Source organism: Vibrio lentus, from assembly GCF_002875945.1.
Classification (GTDB): domain Bacteria; phylum Pseudomonadota; class Gammaproteobacteria; order Enterobacterales; family Vibrionaceae; genus Vibrio; species Vibrio apostichopi.
The window spans coordinates 61,850-83,433 of the sequence record NZ_MCZK01000172.1; the positions used below are offsets into that span (position 1 = coordinate 61,850).

23 protein-coding genes are annotated in these 21,584 nt (G+C 45.3%); 8 read left to right on the forward strand and 15 right to left on the reverse strand.

Annotated elements, in window-relative coordinates; all coding sequences use genetic code 11:
- Positions 1 to 10: 10 nt before the first annotated feature.
- The 3 genes from BCT49_RS23005 to BCT49_RS23015 all read right to left on the reverse strand — a co-directional run bounded on the left by BCT49_RS23005 (position 11) and on the right by BCT49_RS23015 (position 2,767).
- The gene (locus BCT49_RS23005) at positions 11 to 622 is read right to left on the reverse strand and encodes a superoxide dismutase (RefSeq protein ID WP_102438448.1); all 612 of its coding nucleotides are present in this window, start codon (positions 620 to 622) and stop codon (positions 11 to 13) included.
- Between the two features lie 76 nt (positions 623 to 698).
- Positions 699 to 2,078: an envelope stress sensor histidine kinase CpxA gene (gene cpxA / locus BCT49_RS23010; RefSeq protein ID WP_102438450.1), complete on the reverse strand. Its 1,380-nt coding sequence runs from the start codon at positions 2,076 to 2,078 to the stop codon at positions 699 to 701.
- A complete protein-coding gene (locus tag BCT49_RS23015; RefSeq protein WP_102438452.1) occupies positions 2,078 to 2,767 on the reverse strand; it encodes a response regulator in 690 nt (229 codons plus the stop codon). Before BCT49_RS23015 ends, cpxA begins: the two co-directional genes overlap by 1 nt.
- 180 nt (positions 2,768 to 2,947) lie before the next feature.
- Here BCT49_RS23015 and BCT49_RS23020 point away from each other — a divergent pair, with 180 nt between their 5' ends.
- The 3 genes from BCT49_RS23020 to pfkA all read left to right on the forward strand — a co-directional run bounded on the left by BCT49_RS23020 (position 2,948) and on the right by pfkA (position 5,808).
- Positions 2,948 to 3,457: a CpxP family protein gene (locus tag BCT49_RS23020; protein ID WP_065113633.1), complete on the forward strand. Its 510-nt coding sequence runs from the start codon at positions 2,948 to 2,950 to the stop codon at positions 3,455 to 3,457.
- Positions 3,458 to 3,621: 164 nt separating this feature from the next.
- A complete protein-coding gene (gene fieF, locus BCT49_RS23025) occupies positions 3,622 to 4,530 on the forward strand; it encodes a CDF family cation-efflux transporter FieF (protein ID WP_065113634.1) in 909 nt (302 codons plus the stop codon).
- Between the two features lie 315 nt (positions 4,531 to 4,845).
- Positions 4,846 to 5,808, forward strand: coding sequence for a 6-phosphofructokinase (gene pfkA, locus BCT49_RS23030; RefSeq protein WP_029223212.1), 963 nt, complete (start codon positions 4,846 to 4,848; stop codon positions 5,806 to 5,808).
- Between the two features lie 160 nt (positions 5,809 to 5,968).
- Here pfkA and tpiA read toward each other — a convergent pair whose 3' ends face one another.
- Positions 5,969 to 6,739, reverse strand: a complete 771-nt coding sequence (gene tpiA / locus BCT49_RS23035) for a triose-phosphate isomerase (protein WP_012604968.1) — start codon at positions 6,737 to 6,739, stop codon at positions 5,969 to 5,971.
- Between the two features lie 249 nt (positions 6,740 to 6,988).
- Between tpiA and BCT49_RS23040 the strand changes: the two genes are divergently transcribed.
- Positions 6,989 to 7,336 carry a 5-carboxymethyl-2-hydroxymuconate Delta-isomerase gene (locus BCT49_RS23040; protein WP_102438454.1) on the forward strand — a complete coding sequence of 116 codons (348 nt, stop codon included), beginning with the start codon at positions 6,989 to 6,991 and terminating at the stop codon, positions 7,334 to 7,336.
- A gap of 86 nt (positions 7,337 to 7,422) precedes the next feature.
- Complete coding sequence (locus BCT49_RS23045; protein ID WP_102438456.1) at positions 7,423 to 7,845, forward strand: DUF805 domain-containing protein; 423 nt, start codon at positions 7,423 to 7,425, stop codon at positions 7,843 to 7,845.
- Between the two features lie 91 nt (positions 7,846 to 7,936).
- Here the strand turns inward: BCT49_RS23045 and BCT49_RS23050 are convergent, their stop codons facing one another.
- The 3 genes from BCT49_RS23050 to glpX form a co-directional block, all read right to left on the reverse strand.
- The gene (locus BCT49_RS23050) at positions 7,937 to 8,284 is read right to left on the reverse strand and encodes a DUF3135 domain-containing protein (RefSeq protein ID WP_102438458.1); all 348 of its coding nucleotides are present in this window, start codon (positions 8,282 to 8,284) and stop codon (positions 7,937 to 7,939) included.
- Positions 8,285 to 8,386: 102 nt separating this feature from the next.
- Complete coding sequence (locus BCT49_RS23055) at positions 8,387 to 9,007, reverse strand: helix-turn-helix transcriptional regulator (protein ID WP_102438460.1); 621 nt, start codon at positions 9,005 to 9,007, stop codon at positions 8,387 to 8,389.
- Positions 9,008 to 9,169: 162 nt separating this feature from the next.
- Entirely contained in the window at positions 9,170 to 10,177 is a 1,008-nt protein-coding gene (gene glpX, locus BCT49_RS23060; RefSeq protein WP_102438462.1) for a class II fructose-bisphosphatase, read from the reverse strand.
- Between the two features lie 324 nt (positions 10,178 to 10,501).
- Between glpX and zapB the strand changes: the two genes are divergently transcribed.
- The gene (gene zapB / locus BCT49_RS23065) at positions 10,502 to 10,744 is read left to right on the forward strand and encodes a cell division protein ZapB (RefSeq protein WP_017104626.1); all 243 of its coding nucleotides are present in this window, start codon (positions 10,502 to 10,504) and stop codon (positions 10,742 to 10,744) included.
- A gap of 148 nt (positions 10,745 to 10,892) precedes the next feature.
- Here zapB and rraA read toward each other — a convergent pair whose 3' ends face one another.
- The 7 genes from rraA to priA all read right to left on the reverse strand — a co-directional run bounded on the left by rraA (position 10,893) and on the right by priA (position 18,844).
- Positions 10,893 to 11,411 carry a ribonuclease E activity regulator RraA gene (rraA, locus tag BCT49_RS23070; protein WP_017108581.1) on the reverse strand — a complete coding sequence of 173 codons (519 nt, stop codon included), beginning with the start codon at positions 11,409 to 11,411 and terminating at the stop codon, positions 10,893 to 10,895.
- A 73-nt stretch (positions 11,412 to 11,484) separates the two neighbouring features.
- Positions 11,485 to 12,402, reverse strand: a complete 918-nt coding sequence (locus BCT49_RS23075) for a 1,4-dihydroxy-2-naphthoate polyprenyltransferase (RefSeq protein WP_017104628.1) — start codon at positions 12,400 to 12,402, stop codon at positions 11,485 to 11,487.
- A gap of 155 nt (positions 12,403 to 12,557) precedes the next feature.
- Positions 12,558 to 13,898 carry an HslU--HslV peptidase ATPase subunit gene (gene hslU / locus BCT49_RS23080; RefSeq protein ID WP_017104629.1) on the reverse strand — a complete coding sequence of 447 codons (1,341 nt, stop codon included), beginning with the start codon at positions 13,896 to 13,898 and terminating at the stop codon, positions 12,558 to 12,560.
- 58 nt (positions 13,899 to 13,956) lie between these two features.
- Positions 13,957 to 14,505, reverse strand: a complete 549-nt coding sequence (hslV, locus tag BCT49_RS23085) for an ATP-dependent protease subunit HslV (protein ID WP_004729692.1) — start codon at positions 14,503 to 14,505, stop codon at positions 13,957 to 13,959.
- Between the two features lie 230 nt (positions 14,506 to 14,735).
- Positions 14,736 to 15,275 (reverse strand): SPOR domain-containing protein, encoded by a 540-nt coding sequence (locus BCT49_RS23090; RefSeq protein WP_065104139.1) that lies wholly within the window; start codon positions 15,273 to 15,275, stop codon positions 14,736 to 14,738.
- Between the two features lie 122 nt (positions 15,276 to 15,397).
- Entirely contained in the window at positions 15,398 to 16,402 is a 1,005-nt protein-coding gene (gene cytR, locus BCT49_RS23095; protein WP_017104632.1) for a DNA-binding transcriptional regulator CytR, read from the reverse strand.
- Positions 16,403 to 16,642: 240 nt separating this feature from the next.
- On the reverse strand, positions 16,643 to 18,844 hold the full coding sequence (gene priA, locus BCT49_RS23100; protein ID WP_102438464.1) for a primosomal protein N': 2,202 nt from the start codon (positions 18,842 to 18,844) through the stop codon (positions 16,643 to 16,645).
- A 331-nt stretch (positions 18,845 to 19,175) separates the two neighbouring features.
- Between priA and rpmE the strand changes: the two genes are divergently transcribed.
- Both rpmE and BCT49_RS23110 read left to right on the forward strand, forming a co-directional pair.
- Positions 19,176 to 19,394, forward strand: a complete 219-nt coding sequence (gene rpmE, locus BCT49_RS23105) for a 50S ribosomal protein L31 (RefSeq protein WP_017055855.1) — start codon at positions 19,176 to 19,178, stop codon at positions 19,392 to 19,394.
- 334 nt (positions 19,395 to 19,728) lie between these two features.
- Positions 19,729 to 21,018 (forward strand): malic enzyme-like NAD(P)-binding protein, encoded by a 1,290-nt coding sequence (locus BCT49_RS23110; protein WP_102438466.1) that lies wholly within the window; start codon positions 19,729 to 19,731, stop codon positions 21,016 to 21,018.
- A gap of 235 nt (positions 21,019 to 21,253) precedes the next feature.
- Here BCT49_RS23110 and metJ read toward each other — a convergent pair whose 3' ends face one another.
- Positions 21,254 to 21,574, reverse strand: coding sequence for a met regulon transcriptional regulator MetJ (gene metJ / locus BCT49_RS23115; RefSeq protein ID WP_004729686.1), 321 nt, complete (start codon positions 21,572 to 21,574; stop codon positions 21,254 to 21,256).
- Positions 21,575 to 21,584 lie beyond the last annotated feature (10 nt).

Below are 21,584 nucleotides of genomic sequence, written 5' to 3' on the forward strand. Positions count from 1 at the left end.
GCCGCTGAACTTATTTAGTGAGAGCTTGCGCGTAGTTCTCAGAAACCGCATCCCAATTCACCACATTCCACCATGCATTGATGTAATCAGGGCGACGGTTTTGGTAGCTGATGTAGTAGGCGTGTTCCCAAACGTCGAGCGCAAGAATTGGCTCGCCGTTACTGGCAACCGTATCCATCCACGGATTGTCTTGATTCGAAGTCGAGATGATCTTCAGTTGTCCTTCTTCTACCACTAACCAAGCAAAGCCGGAACCGAAGGTATTGATCGCCGCTTGCGCGAACAGCTCTTGGAACGCTTTGAAATCCCCGAATGTACTTTTGATAGCCTCACCAAGTTCGCCCGTCGGTTCACCACCGCCATCTTGAGACATGCAATTCCAATACAAAATGTGGTTGTAGTAACCGCCACCATTATTACGAACCGCAGGACTATGCTGGGAGATGTTTGCGAAGATCTCGGTTAGAGATTGCTGTTCAAGTTCACTGCCAGAGACCGCTGTAACAAACTTATCGTAGTAGGTTCTATGGTGCTTGCTGTAATGCACTTCCATCGTTTTCGCATCAATGTAAGGTTCTAGAGCATCGTAAGCGTAGGGTAGAGCAGGGAAAGTGTGTGACATGGTAAATCCTCCTTAATTAGAGGATTTACCATAATGATAATAACAATCATTATCAACTGTGATCTTTGTGGGGGTATTACACCGGTAGGATAGGTAAGGTAATTTCCAGCTGTAATCCGCCTAACGTGCTGCGGCTGGCTGTGATGGTTCCGCTGTGTTGGCGAATCGCACTCTCAGTAATGGTTAACCCTAGTCCAGTGCCGCCTGAGTTACGATCTCGCGCCGTCGAAACACGATAGAACGGCCTGAAAATCGAATCGAGTTCGTCATCAGGCACACCATCGCCATTGTCATTCACGCGAATGGTCAGTTGATCGTTTAAAACGCTGAATTGCACATCGACTTGGTCTTTACCGTAATAGATGGCATTACGCGTAATATTGTCGAATGCACTCATTAAGAGTTTTGGATTACCAGAAATAGAACGATCTGGGATATCGCAGAACGTCAGCTGTTTGCCCATCTGCTCGGCTTCAAACTGTGCGTCTTTTAATATCTCTTCCCATAGGCTTGAGAGAGGTTGAACCTCACGAGTTATATGGCTGTCGACCTGCATGCGAGAGAGTGTCAGCAGTTCACTGATCATCTGTTCTAATCGCTGTGCTTCCATATCGATGCGTTCTAACTCTTGGCTTTCTCCTTGTTTTCGAATCGCAAGAGCATTGGCCATGCGCAGACGAGTCAATGGTGAGCGCAGCTCGTGTGAAATATCAGAAAGCAGGCGTTGTTGCCCTGAGATCATCTGGTTTACCGCTTCGACCATTTGGTTAAAGCTCTCACCCGCTTGTCTGAATTCTGATGTGCCTTTCTCGAGCTGAGGGTCGACCTCAAACTGACCTTTCGCTACACGTTGCGCTGCGCGTTCAAGCCTGCGAGCCGGTTGACTCAATGCCCAAGCTAACCAAAGCAAGAGCGGGGTACTCGCTAACATGACGGCAAGTAATAGCTGTAAAGGTTTATCAAACAGTCGCAGCAAAAATGGCGGTGGTTGGTTCCACTTCACTCCGGCGTACATCAACAGTTCTTCACCGGCGAGTGTAATCGGCACTGGCCCTGCCACCATGTAGTGCCCGTAGAGCTTTTGCTTCGGCATCTCAGGGTTATCAATCGAGGTAACAAAGTTACGAATCGCCTTAAGTTTATAGTCCGAATGTCTTTTCGAAGTAAGGACTGCACCCTCAAGATCGGTTAAATAGATACGAGCACGAGAATCCTTGCGGCTACGTGGTGCCTCAAGTTGGAAGACAATTTTGCCTAGATTCGGTTCTTTGGCGTAGCGCTTTTCGGTGATTTTAGCGATACGCTCTAATTTATTGAGATGATCGGCGGGCACATCTCGCGCCACTCGAGGATCGATGTGCGGCAGAGATAATACGGATAAAAGCACCAGTAACATGGTGAACCAAAAGATGGCAAAGATACGTCCATATAAGCTAGTGATTTTAGGTATACGCATTAACCTTCCTCTACCAGTAAATAGCCACGGCCACGTAAGGTTTTGATGCGAGACTTACCGTCAGTACGTTCTGGGATCTTCTTACGCAGATTAGAGATATGCATATCAATTGCACGGTCAAACGCCGCCAGCCTTTTGCCTAATACATCTAAGCTCAATGCTTCTTTGGTGATCACTTGCCCCGGATTCTGAATCAGATGGCTAAGCAGTGCGAACTCTGTGGTGGTGAGGTCGATTTGTTGGCCATTGCAGTAAGCTTCTTGCTTGCCAGGGAAGACTTCGATGTCTTGGTATTGAATGGTGTCACTGGCTGCTTTAGGTGCCGCAGCGGTTTGTGTACGACGCAGAATCGCTCGGATACGCGCAAGCAATTCTCGGTCACTGAAAGGCTTAGGTAAGTAATCATCCGCGCCAAGTTCAAGGCCAATCACACGGTCGATCTCTTCACCTTTAGCGGTCAGCATTAATACCGGTGTTTCCCAATTTTCTCTCAGCTTCTTAAGGGTTTCCATGCCATTAAGGCGTGGCATCATCACATCCAATAGGATCAAATCTATCTCATCATTGATGGCCTCAAGCCCCGCATAGCCGTCATTGGCTTCGGAGACAGTAAATCCCTCAAAGCTTAGAATGTCTTTAAGTAAGCCGGTTAGCTCGGTGTCGTCATCAATAAGAAGAATGTTCGCCATTGGGAAGCCTTAATTGGTTATTTACACGTTAATAATACTGCTAATTATTGGTCAGCTTTCACTCTTTACGATTCTTTACGCTTTCTAAACGTCACTTTACGAGGGAAAGACTAATCTATATTCAAGCGCTGAGAAACAGACGCAACACATGACTTATTATACCGAATTGAGGCAACAATTATGAAAATGACTAAGAAACTTGTACTAGCAGCTGCGGCACTTCCACTAATGTTTGGTACAGCAAGCGCGTTCGCATATGGCGGCGGCGATAAAGGCGACCATAAAGGCATGCACGGTAAATGTGGCGGCTTCGATAAGAAAGTGATGCGTCAACTAGACCTAACTGACGCACAAAAAACAGAATTGAAAGAGATGCGCGAAGCGAATCGTGCAGAGATGAAAGAAAAACACGCTGGCAACAAAGCCGACAAAATGGCAAAAATGAAAGCGCACCAAGAGAAAGTTCAAGCATTGGTACTGGCTGACAACTTCGATGAAGCAGCAGCAAACGACCTAGCAAGCCAAATGGTTGAGAAGCAAACTGAGCGTCGCGTAGCAATGCTTAAGAAACAACACCAAATGATGAGCGTATTAACAGCTGAGCAAAAGACTCAACTGAAAGAAATCCAGCAAGAGCGCATGACTAAGTGTGCTGACAAAATGGAAAAACGCATGAACAAAGACAAGTAATTCATGGCTTGAGAAAGCCGGATTGAATGAAAGTGTTTAGAAAGAAGCGGCCGCGTGCCGCTTTTTTTGATCCCTATAAATGAATGTTTTACATCCTAGCTATCATATTCAATTGATTGTTTGCAGGTTATACTTTGTGCTATCAGTCACTTTATAGCCAAATTATGAAACAAGAATACGCACGTTTAGTTACGCTCGCCGCTTGGGCAGCCACCACCATCGCCACTATCTTATTGATAGTGAAAGTCGCAGCATGGTGGGTGACAGGTTCTGTGAGTCTGTTGGCTTCCGTAGTGGATTCAATGTTGGATATTGCGGCCTCTGTCGTCAATCTTATCGTGGTTCGCTACTCTCTCCAGCCCGCCGACAAAGAACATACCTTTGGTCATGGTAAGGCTGAATCCCTTGCTGCATTAGCGCAGGCGATGTTTATTTCAGGCTCGGCTTGTTTCCTCATTCTTAACGGTATTGAGCGCTTCTTTAGACCTCACGAACTGAACTCCCCAGAAATTGGTATCTACGTCAGCTTATTCGCAATGGTGATGACCTTTGGTTTAGTTCGATTCCAAAAGCATGTTGTAAACAAAACCGGTAGCCAAGCCATTGCGGCTGATTCACTGCACTACCAAACCGATCTCTATATGAATGCCGCGATCATGCTGGCATTGGCGTTGAGCTGGTTTGGTATTGGTCAGGCAGATTCAGTGTTTGCGGTCGGTATTGGTATCTACATTCTGTACAGCGCCTACCAAATGGCGATGGAAGCGGTGCAATCTCTGCTTGATCATAAGCTGCCAGATGAAGAGCTGAAACAGATTAAAGAGACATCATTAAGCATTGAAGGCGTGTTGGGTGTACATCAGTTAAGAACGCGTCGTTCGGGGCCAATTCGTTTTATCCAACTGCATTTAGAATTGGAAGATAATATCCCACTTATTGAAGCGCATCGCATTTCTGACGAAGTAGAGGCCAAGCTTATCTCTGTGTTCCCTGATGCTGATGTATTAATTCATCAGGACCCGTATTCGGTGGTATTTGGCCCCGAGAAGCAGCAGAAATTTCATTCTTGGTAATGAGCAGGAAAAGCAGCCCGCAAATGGTAAGTGGGTAGCTTTTGAACTAAAGTGAGTAAAAATTGCTAATTCTTTGGTGATACAAAAACCACCGCATAACAATTAATGTTGATTCTGATGTGAATCAACAAAGTTACTGAGTAAAACTGTAATACTCTTACAGAAGTAGAAATGTTACATAAATTTACGCGATTTAAGTGCTATTCCTATTGAGGAAATGTAACATAAAGCACATATATAGATTTAAAATCTTGTTGATATACAATCGGCAAGCAAAAGAATTGAATAATAGATTCCCAAAAATCGAGGGTGAGCATGATTAAGAAGATCGGTGTTTTGACCAGTGGTGGTGACGCTCCAGGCATGAACGCAGCAGTACGCGGCGTAGTTCGTACCGCACTATCAGTTGGCATTGAAGTTTACGGCATTTACGATGGCTACCAAGGCCTTGTTGAAGACCGTATTGAAAAGCTTGACCGTTCAAGCGTATCTGACGTGATCAACCGCGGCGGTACTTTTTTAGGTTCTGCACGTTTCCCTGAATTCAAAGATGTTAAAGTTCGCGAGAAAGGCATCGAGAACCTTAAGAAGCACGGTATCGAAGCACTTGTTGTTATCGGTGGCGACGGTTCTTACATGGGCGCTAAGAAGCTGACAGAAATGGGTTACCCATGTATCGGTCTTCCAGGCACTATCGACAACGATATCGCAGGTACTGACTATACAATCGGCTACCTAACTGCGCTTAACACAGTTATCGATTCAATCGACCGTCTACGTGATACGTCTTCTTCTCACCAACGTATTTCTATTGTTGAAATCATGGGCCGTCACTGTGGTGACCTTACGCTTATGTCAGCAATCGCAGGCGGTTGTGAGTACATCATTACTCCTGAAACTGGTCTAGATAAAGAGCAGTTAATCAGCAATATCCAAGATGGCATTGCGAAGGGTAAGAAACACGCAATCATCGCTCTAACTGAGCTGATGATGGACGCGAACGAACTGGCTAAAGAGATCGAATCTTCAACAGGTCGTGAAACTCGTGCAACGGTTCTTGGTCACATCCAACGTGGTGGTCGTCCTACTGCGTTTGACCGTGTACTTGCTTCTCGCATGGGTAACTACGCTGTTCACCTTCTTCAGGAAGGCCACGGTGGTCGTTGTGTTGGTATCGAGAAAGAAGAGCTTGTTCACCACGACATCATCGACTGTATCGAGAACATGCAGAACCCAGACCGTTCTGAGCTGTTCCGCGTTGCAGAAGAGTTGTTCTAAGCCACGCTTAGCGTTCGCTTAAAGAATTTAAAAACCGCTGATTTATCAGCGGTTTTTTTGTGCCTGTTGTACGAGTTTGAAGCTTGAATCCTAAGCGACAGGCAATAAAAAAGGCCAACTTAAGTTGACCTTTCATTCAATTTAAACGGTGAAGTTTAAATTAAGCTTTTGCTTCAGCTGCTGCTTTAGCGATAGCTGCGAAGCTTTTCGCGTCTAGAGCTGCGCCGCCAACTAGAGCACCGTCGATGTCTGGTTGTGCGAAGTAAGCTGCTGCGTTTTCTGGCTTAACAGAACCGCCGTATTGGATAACAACTTTCTTAGCAACATCTTCAGATTTCTCAGCGATGTGTGCACGGATTTGAGCGTGGATGCGTTGTGCATCTTCAGCTGTAGCTGCTTTACCAGTACCGATAGCCCAGATTGGTTCGTAAGCGATGATAGCGCCTTCAAGAGCTTCAACACCTTGAGTGTTGATAACAGCGTCAAGTTGACGTGCACATACAGCAACAGTTTCGCCTGCTTCGTTTTGTGCTTCAGATTCACCGATACAAAGAACTGGAGTTAGGCCGTTCTCTTTTAGGAATGCGAATTTCTTAGCAACGAACTCGTCAGACTCAGCGTGGTATTCACGACGCTCAGAGTGACCGATGATGATGTGAGATGCGCCGAACTCTTTAAGCATTGCTGGAGACATGTCGCCAGTGAATGCACCGCTGTTGTTTAGGTCAGAGTTTTGAGCACCTAGGATGATTGCGCTGCCCGCTTCAGTAAGCGTACGCTCTGCAAGATCAACGAAAAGTGCTGGTGGAGCAACTGCTACGTCTACGCCTGTTACGCCTTCAAGTTCAGCGTTAAGACCGTTTAGTAGATCAACAACCATTTCTTTGCTGCCGTTTAGTTTCCAGTTACCCATAACTACAGGATGACGCATAGGAATATCTCCAAAGTATTTAAATAAATCGAATGTAAAAAAGTAAACTTTATTACGAAATAATATAACAGAATAATATCAACAGATCATGACTGTGGTCATGACTTTCTTGGATCTTACTCAATGGTCAGAGTAGATTTTGAGCAAATATCAGTGATCCGGCAGACAGAATAATAGCTAACTTCTCGGATTTTTCATCGTTAGTTGTTATTAAGGGACAAACGATTGCGTTAACAATAGGAAGTAATAATGCCGAATCTAGTTCTAGAGTACTCAAATTCAGTGGATGAGCGAGTGAATATCCAAGGTTTACTGGAAGACCTTCATCAAGTTACATTAAACTGTGGTTTGTTTGATGTACCTTCTGTGAAGTCTCGTTCACTGCGCTGTCATAACTGGTTGGTCGGTGATGAAGAGGACAATGTGGATTTTGTTCATATTAGCTTCGAGTTACTTGCAGGGCGTACCGAAGAACAGAAAAGAGAATTGTCGCGTTTGTTGATGCAAACCCTACAAGAACAGGCAAGCCATATCCGTAGCCTAACGGTCAACATACGAGATATGGATAAAAGTTGCTTTCAGAAAGTGATTAACTAGCTAAAAAGAATCAACTAACTAAAAGTGATTAACTGACTATTTGCTGCTAACTTTTTGGTAGCGCATTAATTTTTTGAGTATTTAAGATGTCGATGAAAGATTTACTGCTCTCTTTCAAGGGGAGAATTGGTCGTAAGACTTACTGGATTTGGAATATTTTCTACTATATAGCGATTACGGGTTTTGCTTCCGGTATCTCTGTTTTGTTTCCTGCGTACTCTTACATCCTGCTACCGATCTTCCTACTGATGCTGGTTATCCCAGATCTTGCGGTCACGGCTAAGCGTTGGCATGACCGTAACAAGTCGAACTACTGGCTATTGTTGAATGTGCCGCTGGTGTTAGGTCGTTTGGCTTCACCAATGGCAGCGACCACGACAGAGTCGGTATCGCCTATTCATATGGCGGCAACGGCTGCAGCATTAGTGTGTGGCTTATGGATTCTGATTGAATGTGGCTTATTGAAAGGTACTGAAGGTCGTAATGATTACGGTGAAGATCCAGTTTAAAGGTTGGATGATTCATCAGTAAAAAGGGAGCATTGTGCTCCTTTTTTTGTTTTTCAGACTGCTTACTTGTCTGCTTTAATCTGTATCCGCTTTAATACATTTTGGGTTCTGTATTGGGCCTAAAGGGCACAACATTTTCAGGTTGAGATTCTTCAAAACTACAACGACCTTGCAGCGCATCTTGGAACTTACACACTTGGCAGCTTAGTTCTTGCATCAACACGACATTGGTATGATGTGGATTTTTACAACGGCTAACCACTAAATCGATGTGGCTCTGTTGGGCGCGCAGCCTGTCTTGCATGGTTTCTGATGCTGAACAAATCATCTGTTCGCACATCTCATGTTTGAATTGATTGAATGCTTTCGGATCGCTTTTCGCGAGTTGGACAAGTTCATCAAAGGGGGGCAGTTTTTGATTTGGCTGTGGATGTCCCATCATTCCTTCCTTAGCACTAAGCATGTTTCATATGCTTTAAGCTTAAGAAAGAAATCTGTACAAATTTTGTTCTATTTTTATTTTCTCAATATTGAGACAGTATTAGTGGCTAGGCGTTAGGGTATAAGTACAACGACGTTCGCCAGTAATGATGTGCTCAGTGCGGCTCACATGACATTCATCTTTGAGTAATTCTTTGAAAACATTGAGTTCTGATTGGCAAAGGCTAGGGCAGCGAGTCGCAGCCTTACAGATAGGGCAGTGGTTTTCGATCAAGATGTAGTGATCGCCTTGATCTTGAAGTTCAGCCATATACCCTTCTTCTTCTCGAAGTTGGGTTAGCTTTTCAAGTTTACTCAGTAGATTGTCGCAGGCAGATAGGGCGGTTTGGTACTGCTTTAACGTGTGTTGTTCACGTTCAGCGGCCACTTTAGCTAGCCCCTCTTTACCAAACAGATTCTCGACAGCATCTATCACTTGAATCGTGAGTTCACCGTGTCGATCTGAAAATTGACCATGACCTTGTTGAGTCAGTGACCAATGGCGAGTTGGGCGACCTACTTTTACTTTGACGTCATGAAACGCAAGAATACCGTCATCTTCCAAACTTTGTAGGTGCTGCCTGGCACCCATTGTCGTCATGCCAAATTCTTCTGACAGTTGTTTCGCGGTTACCGCGCCTTGACGCTTAATGGTCTGTAAGATTTTGTCGCTTGTTTTCATACTATCTCTACCTAATGAACCTTACTATTATGAGGCAAGGTGTTTATAAAGCAAACCATTTACTATGGCGTAGGTGAAATGCACGGGTTATTGATGGCCAATAAAACAAAAGGCTGATACTTGGTATCAGCCTTCGCGTGTTCTGTTGAACCTAGTTTAGGTTTACAGGATGTGACCAATCACTTCTGGGTCTTTACGCTCTAGATAGTGAATAGACTTGATGCGACGAATAGTACGACAGCGGCCACGGATAAGCAGTGTTTCTGTGGTTGCGATATTGCCTGTACGAGTAATGCCTTCTAGAAGGTCACCCTTAGTAATACCCGTTGCAGAGAACACAACGTTGTCGCTACGAGCCATGTCTTCCATCTTCAACACGATACCCGCCGTTACGCCCATTTCAGCACAGCGCTCTAATTCAAGCTCACCGTGTTTGCAGTTCTCTTCTGTATCGCCTTTTACCTCATGACGAGGTAGTAGACGTGCGTGCATGTCGCCGTCGAGTGCGCGAATAACCGCAGCCGAAACAACACCTTCAGGCGCGCCGCCAATGCAGTACATTACGTCGACTTCGCTGTCTGGCATACACGTTAAGATAGAAGCAGCAACATCACCGTCTGGCACTGCGAATACACGAACGCCCATCGCCTGCATGTCGGCAATCACTTGATCATGACGTGGCTTAGCCAGTGTGGTTACGACTAGTGTATCGAGTGTTTTACCTAGTGCTTTCGCAATGTTTTCTAGGTTTTCTGTCAGTGGCAGTTCTAGGTCAATCGCGCCTTTTGCGCCAGGGCCAACAACTAATTTTTCCATGTACATGTCAGGCGCTTTAAGGAAGCTACCTTTCTCACCTGCAGCCAATACAGCCAATGCATTTGATTGGCCCATTGCTGTCATGCGTGTCCCTTCAATTGGGTCAACGGCGATATCTACAGCATCACCGCCAATACCGACGTTTTCGCCGATGTATAGCATAGGTGCATCATCGATTTCACCTTCGCCAATAACAATCTCACCGCTGATTTCGGTTTTGTTCAGTAGGCTACGCATTACTTCTACAGCAGCGCCATCTGCAGCGTTTTTATCGCCGCGGCCAAGCCACTTGTAACCAGCTAGTGCTGCACCTTCAGTGACACGAGAGAATGACATTGCTAAATCGCGTTTCATGCGGACTCCAAAATTTTCAAAGGGGGAATAGAAATTTCGCGGCGAATTTTACCATATCCCAAAGGAAACGTTTGCCTTTTTGTTTTTTGGGGATTGCTCTCGATCAATTTGCAGGTGAAAACAGGTAATATTCATCAAAATAATCAGTCTGTTGACGTGGTAGTAATAATTCACGTCAATATTCGGTAAAAAGCGCTGTTTTTTTCATCGAATGGCGTAAAATATCGAATATATAGAGTGTTTATCCTTGCTCTGCTGAGTAGAATGGGGAAATAAGTGGAGTAGACCTTCACCATCAAACGGATAACTTAAAGGTAGGCCAGAATGTCTTTTGAAGTACTAGAGCAGCTAGAAGCAAAAATTCAAACAGCAGTAGATACAATTGCACTTCTTCAAATGGAAGTGGAAGAGCTTAAAGAAGAGAAAGAAGCACTAGCAACAGAAGCTGGTGAGCTAAAAGCAAGCCGTCACGACCTAGAGCAAAAAACTCAGCAAATGCAGGAAGAGCACTCTGCATGGCAAGATCGCATCCGTAACCTTCTAGGTAAAATGGACGACGTAGAGTAATCAACTCTTCAGATTTAAAAAAACGCCCGCTACTGAGTAGCGGGCGTTTTTGTTTGTTGTTCTAATTTGCGCAGTGCTAATTTGCAACGTACTAATTTACAAAGTGTTGGTTTGCGAATGTTAGCTTGGGTGTGATTCGTTCGAATCGTTACTCTGGCTCTTCTTCTTCAACATCCAAATCAAGCTCAACATCTAAAGGCTCAGCAGAAAGGATTATGCCTGTGTTGTCTGCATAGAGGTAATCTTCCGGCAAGAAAGTTACGCTGCCAAAGTTGACCGGCACATCTAATTCGCCCACACCTTCTTGGCTCGCGCCAACGGGAATAGAGGCCAAAGCCTGAATACCAAGGTTCATGTCTTCGAGCTCATCGACTTCGCGTACGCAGCCGTAAACCACAATACCTTCCCACTCATTGTCTTCGGCAAGTAATGCTATTTCAGCATCGATCAGCGCTTTTCTCAATGAGCCGCCACCATCGATCAACAACACCCGCCCCAGACCATCTTGTTCTAATACAGACCGAATTAATGCGTTGTCTTCAAAACATTTTATCGTCGAGATCTGTCCGGCGAATGACGCTCGTCCACCGAAATTACTGAACATTGGCTCCACGACATCAACTTGATCCAAATATATGTCGCACAGTGCTGAAGTGTTGTATTCCATTAGCATACCTTTTGAACAATGAGCTTACTTTGAGTATATCGGTGCTTGATCCCTTTGCAATGATTAGTCTTAATTAACTCAATAGAGTTTGAGCTACGACAACCCCTGCAAACAGTAGATTAGTCACCAGTGAACATTTCACAATGACAGGCATCATTGGTGCAATCTGAGCCGGTTTTTCGGTTTCCCAAACGGCCTTGCCATGCTTGTACACAATAATAATGCTAAGCAAAAACGGCAGGCTAATCCAGACCGGTTTTTCTTGAATCAGTAGGTAGATTGCGAAAGACGCAAGCGCCAAACCGAGTAACGCGAAATGGTATTGCTTAGCTTTACGTTGCCCTAGGCGAACGGCCATGGTGCGCTTGCCACATTCACTGTCGTTTTCAATATCACGCATGTTGTTGATGTTGAGAACGGCAACTGCCATTAGTCCACAGCCTAGCGCTGGAAGGAATAGGCTTGGCTCTACATGGCCAGTGTGCAAGAAGTAAGTACCTGAAACCCCTAACAAGCCAAAGAAGATAAACACCGACAAGTCGCCAAGGCCAATATAACCATAAGGCTTATTACCCACGGTATAGGCAATGGCTGCGACAATCGCTAAAACACCTAACGCAATGAAAGATAAGATGCTTTCGAGTGAACTCAGTGCATGAAAAATAAGAATCAACCCTGCGATTACCGTAAATACGATATTGAGAATGATCGCTTGTTTCATGGTTTGGGCGGTGACAGCACCCGATTGCATGGCTCTCATTGGGCCTAGGCGTTTGTCGTTATCCGTGCCTTTAACCGCATCGCCATAGTCATTCGCTAAATTCGATAAAATCTGTAATAGCGTGGCGGTTAAAAATGCCAGCAGGGCTATCGACAAAGAAAACTGGTCGTTGGCAAACGCTAAACTACTTCCTGTAAGAATAGAGACAAGTGCGAGAGGCAGAGTTTTTGGTCGTGCGGCATCAAGCCAAATCAGTAGAGATTGTTTCATCGTAGGTCTAATTCTTTGTAAGTCTTCGTTTCATACTGTGTTTTGAGTATACGCCCATTTTTCGGGTAATAAAAAGCCCACTCGAAAGTGGGCCTTGAATTCGCTTATTAGCTGCTATTTCTTTGAGATAGAGCAATAAGTTGGAGTTTCCTGTGCTACAGGATGAAGCGACTTAGGTCTTCGTCTTCTACGAGCTCGCCAAGCTTAGATATTACATAAGCTTCATCAATCACCAATTTGCTGCCTGCTCGGTCTGTTGCGTCGAATGAAATCTCATCCATTAGGCGTTCCATAACTGTGTGTAGACGACGCGCACCGATGTTTTCAGTGGTTTCGTTCACACGCCATGCTGCGTCAGCAATTTGGTTGATGCCATCTTCAGTGAACTCAATGCCGACATCTTCTGTTTTCATCAGGGCAATGTACTGCTCTGTCAGTGATGCCTTTGGCTCAGTAAGAATACGTTTGAAGTCATGTGCAGAAAGAGCTTCAAGTTCAACACGGATTGGTAGACGACCTTGCAGTTCAGGGATCAGGTCTGATGGCTTAGCCACTTGGAATGCACCTGATGTGATAAACAAGATGTGGTCAGTTTTAACCATACCGTGCTTAGTCGATACTGTGCTGCCTTCGATAAGAGGAAGCAGGTCACGCTGAACACCTTCACGAGATACGTCTGGGCCTGAGCTGTCGCCACGCTTACAGATTTTGTCGATTTCATCGATGAATACGATGCCGTTGTTTTCAGCATTGAAGATCGCGCTCTCTTTTAGCTCTTCCTGGTTCACAAGCTTCGCAGCTTCTTCTTCAGTCAGTGCTTTGAATGCGTCTTTGATTTTCATCTTACGCTTTTTCTTGGTGTCGCCAGCGAGGTTTTGGAACATGCCTTGCAGCTGGTTAGTCATCTCTTCCATGCCTGGAGGTGACATGATTTCAACGCCCATTTGCGGCGCGGCTACATCAACTTCGATCTCTTTGTCGTCTAGCTTACCTTCGCGCAGTTTCTTGCGGAAAATCTGACGAGTGTTTGAAGAGGTTGTTTCTTCTGTTGATTGCTCGTTCTGACCCCAAGCATCGCGTGCTGGTGGTAGAAGGGCATCAAGAATGCGTTCTTCAGCTTGTTCTTCAGCGCGGTATTGTACTTTTTCCATCGCTTGTTGATGTGTCATCTTGATCGCAACGTCCGTTAGGTCACGGATGATGGTTTCAACTTCTTTACCTACGTAGCCCACTTCAGTGAACTTAGTCGCTTCTACCTTGATGAACGGCGCATTCGCCAGTTTCGCTAGGCGGCGAGCAATTTCAGTTTTACCGACACCGGTTGGGCCGATCATCAGAATGTTCTTTGGTGATACTTCAACACGCAAGCTTTCTTCAAGCTGCATACGACGCCAGCGGTTACGCAGTGCAATAGCAACTGAACGCTTAGCGTTATCTTGGCCGATAATGTGGCGATTGAGTTCGTGAACGATTTCGCGAGGAGTCATCTCAGACATGGTTTTTCCTTAATTCTTTAATCACTGTTGAATACAACGTTATTGATGGAAGCGGTCGCTACTCTGGCTTTGGCAGCTCAACGGTGCTCTCTAGTTCTTCAATAGTGTGGTGATGGTTGGTGAATACGCAGATATCGCCAGCAATGTTCAGCGACTTTTCTGCAATTTCACGCGCATCTAAATCTGTATTTTCTAATAGTGCAGTAGCCGCTGCTTGAGCGAAGTTACCGCCTGAACCGATAGCAATCAGGTCGTTCTCTGGTTGAACTACGTCACCGTTACCAGTGATGATCAATGAAGCGGTTTCATCCGCGACTGCTAGCAGTGCTTCTAATTTACGTAGAGCACGATCGCTACGCCAATCCTTCGCCAACTCAACGGCAGCTTTGGTTAGGTGGCCTTGGTGCATTTGCAGCTTGCTTTCAAATTTTTCGAATAGCGTGAAAGCATCAGCCGTACCGCCAGCAAAACCAGCCAGTACTTTGTTGTTGTATAGGCGACGTACTTTACGGGCATTGCCCTTCATTACAGTATTGCCTAGAGATACTTGTCCATCACCCGCGATGACGACTTTATTATTACGACGTACAGATACAATGGTAGTCACGAGTAGGGCCTCTTAATATTTCTTATCTTTGGGTATAAAAAGTATATGAGGATGGTGCTCGGATAATTCAAGGAAGGTCGAGTGATGTCGCGCAACTTATCGACGGAAGTTATAAGGAAATTTGGTTAAAGGACGAGGAGACAAAAGAAAACCTCCACAATGGGAGGCTTTCGGAGTTTGGTTTTCGGCTTTTGCTTAGATTAAGACTGCGACTATCGCTAAATCTAATTCTATTCGGTGTCTTTCCAAATAGCGCAAGGTTCGATTTTTGCGCGCTGTAGTTTATGGCGATCGCGCTCGGCGTCACGCTTAAACTTGTATGGCCCTAGAACCACACGGTACCAGCTACTGCCGTCTTTCTTACGGATTTCACTCGAGATACCTTGGAAAGCAATATCCAATTTACGCGCATCTGCCTGAGAAGCGGTTTTGTAAGCGCCACACTGCATGATGTAAGGGATCTTAGAGATCTCTTGCTCTTTGGCTTTAACTTCAATTTCACGACTTGGCAGCGTTTCAACGTAGTCCCACTTCTCTTCTGGAGGAGGTGGAATCACTTTCGCTGGTTTTGGCTTAGGTTTCGGCTTGCTCACCTCAGGCACTGGTGTTGGCGGCTCAGGATCGTTACTCAGTAAGTAAAGTCCATAACCAAAACCACCGGCAAGGAGGATCGCCAAAAGACCACTGCGCCAAGGTTTACGGCGAGGGGCTTGTTTCTTGGTCGGTTTTTTCGTGCCACGACCGCGCTTTACATAATCTCTATTAGCCACAAGACAATTCAATAGTTGATAGTTCTGCTCTCATGGTAATCCAGATTGCGCGAGGATAATAGTGCAGAAATGGAAGCGGCACATCAAAATGTGCCGCAGGTTTGTGTGGGTATTTATCTTGCCTAAATTCGAGGTGGTGCTGTACTGCCACGAACCACGAGTTTAGCTTCAAGTAGGCGTGAACCTGCTTGTACATCGTTACCTTTCAGCAGATCAAGCATCATCAGCATCGCTTGGCGTCCAATTTCGTAACGAGGTTGAGAAATCGTCGTTAGCGGTGGATCGCAGTATTGAGCGAATTGGATGTCATCAAAGCCAACAATAGATAGGTCTTGAGGAACACGTAAACCTAACTTCTTCGCTTCTTGAATCGCACCAATTGCCATCGCATCGTTGTGACAGAAAATTGCAGTTGGTTGCTCTGGAAGTGCCAATAATTGACGAACTGCTTGTGCGCCAGCTTCAAAGGTGAAGTCGCCCACAGTGCTGTAAGCTGGGTTCATTGATACTCCAGCGCGGCGCAGTGCTTGTTGGTAACCTTGTTGGCGGAACTTACACAGGGTTGCAGTGGTTGGCCCAGATATTTGAGCAATGCGCTTATGACCTAATTGAGCTAGGTAGTTCACGGCTTCAAATGCAGAGGTTAGGTTGTCGATATGTACCGTTGGTAATTCAAGCTCGGGTGCAAATTCACACGCCATTACCATAGGTGGTAGATTCTTTTGTTCAGGCTTGCTGACATCAAATGGATGATCGGTGCCTAACAGCAGCATGCCATCAGCTTGTTTGGTGAATACCAAGTTAACAAATGATGATTCGCGCTTCTTCTGTTGACCACTGTCGCCAAGCAGAACTAGGTAATCATTTTCTACTGCAGCATCTTCGATACCACGGATGATCTCAGCGAAATAAGGGTCACAGATATCAGGAACAATAGTGATGATGGTTTTTGATTCGTTGCGACGTAAGTTTCGAGCTAATGTATTGGGTGAGTATCCAGCTTCAAGTACTGCTGTCTCTACTCGTTTTCGAGTTGAAACTGAGACTTTCTCAGGGTTCATCAATGCACGTGATACCGTTGCGGTTGAGACGCCTGCTAGCTGGGCAACATCCTTCATTGTCGCCATAAATTAAACCCTCTTTTAAGTTCCTTTGCTGCCTAAGTATCTAAGGCGTGAATAATTAATACAATCGGATAGATATTGTGAAAGTGTTGCTAACACTTTTTTTATTGCAATATTTTATTCGTTTCATCCGTGTAAAGTTACGGCTAGATTAACAAAAATCACATGACTAGTGTGAAGTTGCTCACGAGAAATATGAAATATTTGTGAACAAACTTATCATTAGTTTTAACCCGAGTGGGTTTAGCTCAGATCTTGCGGCTCAATATCGAGTGACCAACGGACTTTTTTCGCAGCGGGTAACATATTAATTGCCGGCTTCGCACTCATTAATAGCTTCTGCATTAATGAACGAGTCTGTGTTTGCAAGATCAGCTGCCAGCGAGATTTACCTGCTCGTTTTGCCAATGGCGCAGGGGTTGGGCCGAGCACCATGCAATATTGGTCAAACAGTGGATGTGATTCCAATGTGTGACGAACTTGACGCAAGAACTCTTCCACTAAGCGTGTGTCGTTCGCTTCTGCTCTAAACAGAGTCATGAAGGTATAAGGCGGCAACATCGTCTGTTTGCGTTCAGCCAGAGCCGTCTGGGCAAAGTGGTTATAGTCTTTGTGCAGCAGTGCTTGTAACAAGCCATGTTCTGGATGGTGAGTTTGTAAGATAACCTCACCAGGCTTACTGGCACGTCCTGCTCGACCTGCTACTTGAGTGAACAACTGAGCCAGTCTTTCAGAGGCGCGGAAGTCACTACTATATAAAGAGGCATCAACGTCCAATAACGCCACAAGTGTCACGTCAGGGAAGTGGTGTCCTTTGGCAAGCATCTGTGTGCCGATCAGTATTTGGTATTCACCCTTACGAATCGACTCTAATGCGCTTTCTAAGCTGCCCTTACGACGGGTGCTATCGCGGTCAATACGAATGGTTTTGTATTCAGGGAACAGTTGACCAAGTTGCGTTTCAAGTTGCTCGGTGCCGACACCCACCGTCACCAAGTTCGCTGAACCACAGCCTTGGCAATTGTGCACGATATGCTGCTGCGAGCCACAATGGTGGCAGCGCATTTCATTGCTGTATTGGTGATAGGTGTAGTAAGCATCACAGCGCTTACATTCGGCTGTCCAACCACAGTCGTGACACATCAATGCTGGGGAGAAACCACGGCGATTGAGGAACAGCATCACCTGGTTGCCCGCTTTTAAGTGTCTTTGCATTTCTGCAATTAACGATGCAGATAAGCCGCTTTCTAGATATTCGCCCTTAACATCCAACACTTTATTGGTGGTCGGCAGTGCGACACCAGCGCGTGAGGTGAGGGTCAGGTAGCTGTATTTACCTATCTGAGCGTTGTGCAGTGTTTCAAAAGCTGGTGTGGCTGAACCTAGAACCACTGGGATTTGCGCTTTATGAGCACGCATTATCGCGACATCACGAGCGTGGTAGCGCAGGCTATCTTGCTGTTTATAAGAGGCGTCATGCTCTTCATCAACAATGATAATGCCCAAATCAGCAAACGGCGTGAACAGAGCCGAGCGGGTACCAATTACGATGCCTGCAATCTTATCGCGAGCTGATAGCCATGCATTCAGTCGCTCAGAATCGTTTAATCCAGAGTGAATCACTTCAACAGGTACATTGAAGCGTCGCTTAAAGCGGTTAATCGTTTGTGGAGTCAGGCCAATCTCAGGTACCAAGACTAATGCTTGCTTGCCTTGGTCGAGAATCGGTTTAATCATATTTAGGTAGACCTCGGTCTTACCTGAACCAGTGACACCCTCTAGCAAGAAGCACCCAAAATCGGTTTGGCTATTTACTGTCGCAATCGCGATGGCTTGCTCTGCATTGAGCTTAGGCTTGTCTTGGTCGTTTTCGAGTTCAATTGGCCATGGTTTACGCTTCGGCTTTTTCTCTACCGACTCAATCCAGCCTTTTTCTTCCAATGTCTTAAGTACCGCGCTGCCCACCTCTTGATCAATGAACTCTTGATGAGGAACCGCGCCGTGTTCAAGCATGTGCATTACTTTGGCTTGTTTGACCGCGCGACCAAAGCCTTGCATCAGTTGATCTCTACCTGATGGGGTCAGTTGCCATTCAACAAGCGTTGCGAAGTCGGCCGCTTTGCCTTTTCGTAAAGCGCTAGGTAGGGCATTAGCTAAGGTTTCACCCAGTGGGTACTGATAGAACTGACTGCACCACACTAATAGGGAATAGACCGATTCAGGCCAAACGGGTTGGTTATCTAATAAGGCTTTAATCGGCTTGAGCTTGTCGAGATCGAATTCAGATTCATTAACCAGAGCCGTCACGATACCTGTTAAGGTTTGTCGTCCAAAAGGCACAGAGACTCGACCGCCAATAATCGGGAATAGGTGGCTAGGAATCTTGTAATCGAACTGCTTGTCGAGTGGAACAGGCAGTGCCACGCGGGCAATCATTGGACGCATAAAGGGACGGCTTTATCTGAGTTGACGAGAGCGAACAGTCTAATGGATAAGGGAGTTAAATTCGAGGAGCAGTTTAGATGACAGAGCTTACTTGAGGCTTGAATGCTACTGGAGCCAGAAAATAACGCTTAATAGAGGGTTTAAGGACTGTGTTGGTGAAAAATGTATCAAATCAGTTGATCCTACCTCACAGATTCATTACTATACTGCGCCTTAAAGGTATGGCTTTATCGCTTTTTAGTGATGCTGCGGTGTCTTTATTTTATTTTTTAACAACGTGTGGTGTCCGGCTTAGAATCGGATGGCGACACGGCCTAATTGAGGTTATCCCATGAAAGCTGGAATCCACCCAGAATACAAAGCAGTAACAGCAACTTGTTCTTGCGGCAACACATTCGAATTCAACTCTACTCTAGGTAAAGATGGTATTCACCTAGACGTATGTGACAAATGTCACCCATTCTACACTGGTAAGCAACGTATCGTAGATACAGGCGGCCGTGTAGATCGCTTTAACAAGCGTTTCGGTGCTCTTTCTAGCAAGAAGTAATTCTCGCTATTTAGACATGAAAAAGGACACTTCGGTGTCCTTTTTTGTTGCCTGTAATTTGAGAAAACCCTGACTTTTATAACGCTCTCCGATTATCTCGACGATAGGCTGTCGATTTGAGTTTAGCTCGATCACTTTCCCCCTAATCACTCTTCCCTAGAAATCCGCTCGAAAGTTCAACAAGCGATAGTAATTTCAACTGCTCACTGGTCTTATTAGTAGTGAAATCTCGTTTTTTAATGAGACAGAGGCTTTAACCACCTAGGAACTTTGAAGTACATCTATTAACATGAACAAGATCCCCCAAATAATAATATCCTAGGAACCTACACCTATGTCTGAAGACAGCCGCCAAGACCAATCCTCTCAAGAATTATCGCCTCAAGAACGATTCCGTCAGCAAGCTCTTGATTATCATGAGTTCCCAATTCCAGGCAAAATTGCCGTAGCACTGACGAAGCCTGCAAACTCTGCAGAAGATCTAGCACTTGCATACAGCCCAGGCGTGGCTGAGCCTGTTCGTGAGATCGCACAGAACGTTGATAACGTCTATAAATACACAGGTAAGGGCAACATGGTTGCTGTTATCTCTAACGGTACTGCGATTCTTGGCCTAGGTAACCTTGGTCCTATTGCTTCTAAACCTGTAATGGAAGGTAAAGCGCTACTGTTTAAGCGTTTTGCTGGTTTAGATTCTATCGATATTGAAGTAAAACACCGCACAATCGATGAGTTCGTTGATACGGTTGCGAATATCGCAGATACATTCGGTGGTATTAACCTAGAAGACATCAAAGCTCCTGATTGTTTTGAGATTGAACGTCGCCTGATTGAGCGTTGTGATGTACCTGTATTCCACGATGACCAACACGGTACTGCGATTGTAACGGCAGCAGGTATGCTGAACGCGATTGAGCTTCAAGGTAAGAAACTGGAAGAGTGTAAGATTGTTTGTTTAGGTGCTGGCGCAGCGGCTGTAGCATGTATGGAGCTACTGATTAAGTGTGGCGCTCAGCGTGAGAAAATCTACATGCTTGACCGTAAAGGTGTGATCCACACTCGTCGTGATGACCTAAACGAATACAAAGAGCTGTTCGCAAATAACACGGATAAGCGCACGCTTGAAGATGTTATCGAAGGTGCTGACCTGTTCTTGGGCGTATCGGGTCCTAACCTGTTACCAGCAGAAGCACTAACGCTGATGGCTGATAAGCCTGTTGTGTTTGCATGTTCAAACCCAGATCCAGAGATCAAGCCTGAGCTTGCTCATGAAGTTCGTTCTGACCTAATTATGGGTACTGGCCGCAGTGATTACCCTAACCAAGTAAACAACGTACTTTGTTTCCCATTCATTTTCCGTGGTGCGCTAGATGTGCGTGCGAGCGAAATCAATGACGAAATGAAACTGGCTGCTGTTAAAGCGATTCGTGAATTGGCGAAAGAAGAAGTTCCGGCTGAAGTACTGGCTGCTGCGGGTGAGACTGCATTGGAATTCGGTAAAGGTTACATCATTCCTAAGCCAATGGACCCACGTCTACTTCCTCGCGTAGCAAAAGCTGTAGCGGAAGCGGCGGTTGAGTCTGGCGTTGCTCGTATTGAGATGCCTGCTAATTATATGGCTTAATAGCTTGTTATAGCTTGTTATAGCTTGTTATAGCTTGTTATAGCTTGTTATAGCTTGTTATAGCTTTATAGCGACTGCTTTATTGAGCGAAAAGAATAATAAAAAACCGACCCATTAGGAGTCGGTTTTTTTATGTCTATCATTCACTGCGCAGTCATAGAGGGTGCAGTGGTTGATGTTACAAATAGGGTTCAGTTATCGCTAATCAATATTGAAGGCAGTGACTGAGTTGTTTTTATTCTTCGTCAAACGCTTCGAATTCGATACCCATCTCTGTCATCAGTTTTTTCACTTCAGTCGGAATATCGTCTGGACGGTCTTTACGAAGGTCTTCATCCGTTGGTAGTGGTTGGCCTGTGTACGCATGTAGAAAGGCTTCGCACAGTAGCTCACTGTTTGTTGCATGGCGTAGGTTATTAATCTGGCGGCGGGTACGCTCGTCAGTAAGAACCTTTAACACTTTTAGAGGGATAGAAACTGTAATTTTCTTTACTTGTTCGCTTTTCTTTCCATGCTCAGCATATGGGCTTATGTATTCACCATTCCAGTCGGCCATTGCGTACCTT